Source organism: Agrobacterium rosae (assembly GCF_002915175.1).
Lineage (GTDB): Bacteria > Pseudomonadota > Alphaproteobacteria > Rhizobiales > Rhizobiaceae > Agrobacterium > Agrobacterium rosae.
This window is the reverse complement of record NZ_NXEJ01000020.1, coordinates 1-5425: the sequence shown is the minus strand read 5'-3', so window position 1 is coordinate 5425 and position 5425 is coordinate 1. Positions and strand designations below refer to the sequence as shown.

Annotated in this window: 8 protein-coding genes; 4 read left to right on the top strand and 4 right to left on the bottom strand. The window is 55.1% G+C overall.

Annotated elements, in window-relative coordinates; genetic code table 11:
* The first annotated feature begins 593 nt into the window (after nt 1–593).
* From CPJ18_RS26485 to CPJ18_RS26470, 4 genes are all read left to right on the top strand, one after another.
* Entirely contained in the window at nt 594–842 is a 249-nt protein-coding gene (locus tag CPJ18_RS26485) for a BrnT family toxin (RefSeq protein WP_042618643.1), read from the top strand.
* Nucleotides 839–1159: a BrnA antitoxin family protein gene (locus CPJ18_RS26480; protein WP_042618644.1), complete on the top strand. Its 321-nt coding sequence runs from the start codon at nt 839–841 to the stop codon at nt 1157–1159. Before CPJ18_RS26485 ends, CPJ18_RS26480 begins: the two co-directional genes overlap by 4 nt.
* 198 nt (nt 1160–1357) lie before the next feature.
* The gene (locus CPJ18_RS26475; RefSeq protein ID WP_077107665.1) at nt 1358–1708 is read left to right on the top strand and encodes an MbcA/ParS/Xre antitoxin family protein; all 351 of its coding nucleotides are present in this window, start codon (nt 1358–1360) and stop codon (nt 1706–1708) included.
* Nucleotides 1709–1716: 8 nt separating this feature from the next.
* Nucleotides 1717–2214 (top strand): RES family NAD+ phosphorylase, encoded by a 498-nt coding sequence (locus CPJ18_RS26470; RefSeq protein WP_077107664.1) that lies wholly within the window; start codon nt 1717–1719, stop codon nt 2212–2214.
* 238 nt (nt 2215–2452) lie between these two features.
* Here the strand turns inward: CPJ18_RS26470 and CPJ18_RS26465 are convergent, their stop codons facing one another.
* From CPJ18_RS26465 to CPJ18_RS26450, 4 genes are all read right to left on the bottom strand, one after another.
* Nucleotides 2453–2740, bottom strand: coding sequence for a hypothetical protein (locus CPJ18_RS26465; protein ID WP_103588191.1), 288 nt, complete (start codon nt 2738–2740; stop codon nt 2453–2455).
* Nucleotides 2740–3003, bottom strand: coding sequence for a tyrosine-type recombinase/integrase (locus tag CPJ18_RS26460; RefSeq protein WP_103660505.1), 264 nt, complete (start codon nt 3001–3003; stop codon nt 2740–2742). Before CPJ18_RS26460 ends, CPJ18_RS26465 begins: the two co-directional genes overlap by 1 nt.
* A 50-nt stretch (nt 3004–3053) precedes the next feature.
* Complete coding sequence (locus CPJ18_RS26455; RefSeq protein ID WP_103660504.1) at nt 3054–4487, bottom strand: DUF6880 family protein; 1434 nt, start codon at nt 4485–4487, stop codon at nt 3054–3056.
* A 235-nt stretch (nt 4488–4722) separates the two neighbouring features.
* Nucleotides 4723–5425: HEPN domain-containing protein (locus CPJ18_RS26450; protein WP_103660503.1), on the bottom strand; the 703-nt coding region annotated here is incomplete at its 5' end.

Genomic DNA, 5425 nt, shown 5'->3' with positions numbered 1-5425 from the left:
AATGGCTTGAAACGCTTGCACAGGCCCATGAGGCTCTTCCGCCACCAATCACCTACAGAGGCAAACGGTCGACCCTCTGATCGCCAACGCCGCCATCTTAACAATCACCAGATCACACATTAGGAAACATGTCACCGCAACTCTGTGCCTCATCGCTTTTGATCAGCCAGCCGATTGCCATTCAGGAATTTGTCGAGTTCAACAGTACGGGATCTGGAATAGCCGAACTTCTTCAGCAAATTGCGGCCACCGGTCTACGGCCGCTCGAACCTGCTCTATAACCTCCCTGGCATCTTGATCCGGGATCGACGCCCCCCTGGAAACCGCCAAAAGGTGAGACATGCCGGGGTTCTACCTTCCCCGGCTATTGCCGCGCTGTGCTCACCGCCTGGTCCCGACGAAAAAGTAAGATCGTATGCCACTGCGGCGCTTTTTACCGCCGCAGTGGCAAAGAGTGCGACCGGAAACTGCTCAAGAAAACGCATAGAAATTTAGTATCAAAGAGCCCCTTAAACCGCCCGGATCAAACAGAATGTTTTTTTGTACGTACGATAATTCTTGCAACGTCCAGTTCATTATTGTACGTACAGTATATGAAAATCACTTACGACGAAACAAAGCGGCTGGCCAACATCGAGAAACACAATCTCGATTTCGCGGACCTGACAATCGAGTTCTTCGCGACCTCTATCGTCCTTCCAACCAAGGCCGAACGCTTCATGGCAATAGGTGAGTTTCAGGGCCGCACCATCATCGCGGTCGTTTTCCGCCCCCTGGGATCGCAAGCTCTTTCTGTCATCTCAATGCGCCCAGCCAGCAACAAGGAAAGGAAGCTGTCATGACAGTCAAATTCGCGTCAAAACGTCCGCTATCAAACGAAGAAGAAGCCGAAGTGCAACGGATGATCGCCGCCGATCCTGACGCACCGGAAGCCACCGACGAGGAGATCGCGCAGGCAAAGCCTTTTCGCGAAGCTTTTCCCGAACTAGCCAAAAGCATCAACCGGGAAATGTCCCGTCGAGGCAGACCGCCAGCAGATAGCACCAAAACGCCCGTGACGATCCGCCTCGACCCCGATCTCGTCAAGCACTACAAGGAAACGGGCAGGGGTTGGCAATCGCGCCTCAACGACGATTTGAGGAAAGTGAACGGTTTATAGTTGACAAGTATCACGACGACCCCGGCCCGGCGCGCTACCGTTGGCGCGAAACGTGGCCGGGAGAAAACCTCGAAGACTATCCTACTCTCATCAGATGCGCAGCACTCACCCGAACTGGACAGAGCTTAACACTTGAAAGACAATTATATTGACGCTATATTGCGTCATAATTAACGTTATTATCGATGGGTATCTCAAATGGCTCTTGCTCAATACGCTGACAATGGCCTGTTTGCGCCAAGAAAAATCGCTGACGTTTTTCACACGACAAGCGACGACATCGCCCGTAGTGCTGGACTTGGCAAGGATGCAGTCCAGCGCAAAGAGCGTATCAGATCCGACAAGACACAGCGGCGGCTGCGCGAAATGATCGAAGTCGTCAATAAAGTTGAGACCCGCTTCGGATCCGCGCTCATGGCATACGCCTGGTATCGCTCAGAACCTCTCTCTGGCTTTTCCGGGCAAACCGCAATGCAGCTTGTTCGAGATGGACGCGCTGACGAAGTGCTCGACTATATCGATGCCATCGATGCTGGCGTGCATGCCTGACATTACCGATGCAGTACAAAGGTAAGCTCTATCGAGCACTCAACCCCGTCTACGCTCGCGAACCGCTCTCCGGACGAGGTGCAGAGCTTTACGGCGGCAGATTTAACCCCAGGGGCACGCCCGCACTTTATACCTCATTGACCATCATGACGGCACTGAGGGAAGCAAATCAGGCAGGAAGCCTACAGCCAACCACTCTTGTCTCCTATGAGGCCGATCTCGAGCCTTTGTTCGATACGCGTGACGCGAACGCGCTGCAGGACCATGGCATCAACCTTCAAGATCTTGGCGCGACAACTTGGCGCGACGATATGAAAGTTCTCGGTCAAGCCCCGACACAGCGGCTGGCGCGCGATTTGAAGAGCGCAGGCTTCTGCGGCCTGGTCGTCAGGAGCTTTGCTCCAGGCGCCACCGATGCCGACCTCAATATCGTCCTCTGGACATGGCGAGGATCAGCCCCAACTCGCCTGACGTTGATCGACGACGAACGGCGATTGTCGCAATAGCAGCGTTTCGTCTGAACAATCACAGGATCACCGCAGACTTGCTTGAGCGGGCTTGCTAACATCAGGAAACTGGAAGCAGCCTGACACGGGACAGCGCGGGCGCTGTCCCAGCCATGATAATCTTCATGACATTCTCCCGGCCATGTTTCACGCCAGTGATAACGAGGTTTCGGGCTGGGATCGTCTGCGCATCTTTTCATGTGCGCAGCTTACCTCCTAGCGCCCCGTCCCGATCCTGCTATTCCCAGCGTTGAGCGGCTGCTTGAAGAGCTTTGGCGTAAATCGATTTCGCGCCAGCGAAATGGATCACTCGTTCTCCGCTTTGCTGTGCATCCGATTGGTAGTAGGCGATCCCGGCAAGCAGGGGCAATACTGCGCTATTGTCACCATCGAACACCCAGACCCCTCCACCACTGACGCCTTGGTAGGTATTGGGGCCTGTGTCCCCATGATTGCAACGGTACTCAAACCTGTCGAATCCCTCTTCGTCGGTCACTGGGTTTGAAATTTCGCCGGGTGCAAACATTAGGACGTGCTCGTCGCGTCTTGTATCTCCATCTTGGCTAATGAACCGAGAATAGGAAACTTGGTCAGGGTCATATCGCTGATTGGCGTCTCCTTGCGGGATGGAAACACAAGACCTTCACCCGTTTCCGATAGTGACAGTGCCAATTCCAGTATCTCAATTGCCCGAGGTGAGAGTGGTACCCTGTGGGCGACTTTTGCCTTCATCCGGGATGCTGGTACCGTCCAGAGCGTATTCTCAAAGCTCACCTCTTCCCATCGCATGTGGCGAACGATCCGGAAACTGAGAGGGTGCTGGCAAGCGCAGGTGAAAATCACTGCGCCTGGCTCCAGAACCCAGCCTTCCGCCCGTGCTCTCGTTTCAGGTCAGCTACATACGCATCATTCGACTGTATGCTCCCAAAGTCCTTTATCTGGCTCGCCAGCGATCGGCATTCTGCAAGGTGTCGTGCGGCGTGCTTGTATCGGCTCGACCGGCCACTCCTCAGAGTGAAGTCGATCATGGATCGAAGGACAACGGTCGCTGCTAGCGGGTGTTTCGCGGAAAGCGCGTCTGCAACTGCCGTCATCAGTCCATAGAGATCCCCATCCAGCTCCGCCTCTCGCTTCATTACCAGGTTTGCCGCCTCTGCTGGCGACGGCCAGCGCAGGAAGAAGTGCAGAGCACGATGGACGTTCGGGAATGCCTGGGCGTAGCCGAACGCCTTCGCCTCCGCCTCGATGTCATCGAAGTCAGGCAGGCGTCGGACATAGGCGCGCAGATGCTCATCGTGCAACGACTGCTCAAAACACCTCCACCGGAATGCCTGGGCTTCTTCACCACGTCCGAGTGCTTCCAGAACCTCAATGCGGGCCAACTCCCACTCGAATGGGACATCCGTTCGTCCGTTCGTGTCGACTTTGTCGAGCGCCTTTAACGCTTCTTCGGCTCGTCCCGCTGACACGAGGCGGTGGGCGATGTCTGCTGCAACCATAGGCGCCGCGTGTGTCTTTTCAGGCTGTTGTGCGATATAGGCATCTACGTCACCCAAGGCGTCAGCGATTTCCTGGAGAGCGACACGGATAGTGAGGTCGTTGTGGTTGCCATAAACCTCCTCATAAATCGCGCCAGCACTGCTCCAGCCGATGACTGTCCGGTCCGTCTTGCGAGCCTTCTCTTTTGGTTCTTTCGACCAGGTCACAAAGAGCGCTCTGAGGTGCCTAAGGCCATCATTCTCCAGCGCTGGGATCATGGCAGTGATCAACCGGTCAAACTGACCATAGCCGTTGTCCTGCAATGCCTTGAATATCTTTTCGGCCAGCACGTCGATGTCGATATTCGCAGCCTTGGCGATCGCCCCGGCATCATTGCATGCCTGATGGAAGCTTTGGATTAACGAGCCACTCCCGTCGTCTGAACGTCCAAACAGCGGATCCGCGACAGCCAGGAACTGCCAGATCAGTTCGAAGGCTTCAACTGGATCGTGCAGCGCAACGGTATCGATGATCGTCTTGCGCTGGGTCTCCAGGTCCGTCTTCATTGCCTTGACCTTGCGCCAATCGATGAATGTGCGGGCACGCATGATACTGGAAAGCCTCTTGCGGACCTCTCTGGAAACATCAGCGCTGCTGTGGTTGCCTGCGATCTCCATCCGGAGACGACGCTTGTGTGCGGCGCTGCCGGTGCTGATCTCAATGAGAAGCTCGGCAAGCCTTTGTGCGCCGAGTGCCTCGAGGTTCTTCGCGTTGAGTGTTGTCTTGGCTGCCATGCGTCGTCTTCGATTTGTTTCGCGCCAACGTTAAACTGTCTGGTTCTTCTGGCCAAGGCGGGCGTGCCGGAATTATCCTTGGCCTCCTCAACGGGGCATCCTACGCGTCATGTCGATCGCAAACGGAGATTGATGTGGCGACAATCAGGAAGCTCAGAGGAAGATGGCAAGCACCGGCGCGTCGTCAGGGATTGCCATTTCTGCAAAGCAGCTGACTCGTTTAGAGCGCCGATGACTATCCACTCGTTTGAGACGCTTTTTCATTCGCATTCTCTGCGAGTTTTGTCAGATGCTCTTCGCAAACGTGTTTGACCAATTCGAGAAGATGCGCTGTTCGTTCACCGAGCCAGACGAGCGCTTCCTCGCTGATCTCGAAATGTTTGGAATACCGAGCCTTTACATAGGCTTCGTTGATCGTGTTAAACCAGGCCCGTTCCCGATGTTGATCACGCGGAAACGCCTCCACCAAGCGGAGGTCTTGCTCCTCTGCCAACGACCGCAAGAACTTGAGATTGTGAGAAGGTGGCGCATAGTTGGTTAGCGTCAACAGTACGCAAGTGTAAGCTTGCTCGATGGTCTGATGTAGATCAAAAGCCGCGAGATCGCTATTCCCTCGGGCAATGTGAAAAGATGCCCCTTCAGAAAACTGACGGAGTAAGCGCGTTCGACTATCAAAGGAGTCCCGCGCCACCCTCAACCGCTCTTCCGCAGTCAGCGGCTTCGGCTCCGCCAATGGCTCGTCATCCAGCTCGTAAAGGACGATGCCTTCCTTGCGGATGTCCGAGAAGAAGTAATGACCTTCCTTCAACTGCGTGTTCACCTCACGGCGTGAGTGAACGATGAACTGGGTTGGCGTTTCGATGAAACTGTCACGGATCAACCGGTCGGCTGCCTTGTACCAGTATTCGGCAAAGTCGGTCAGCTTGCGATTGTTGACG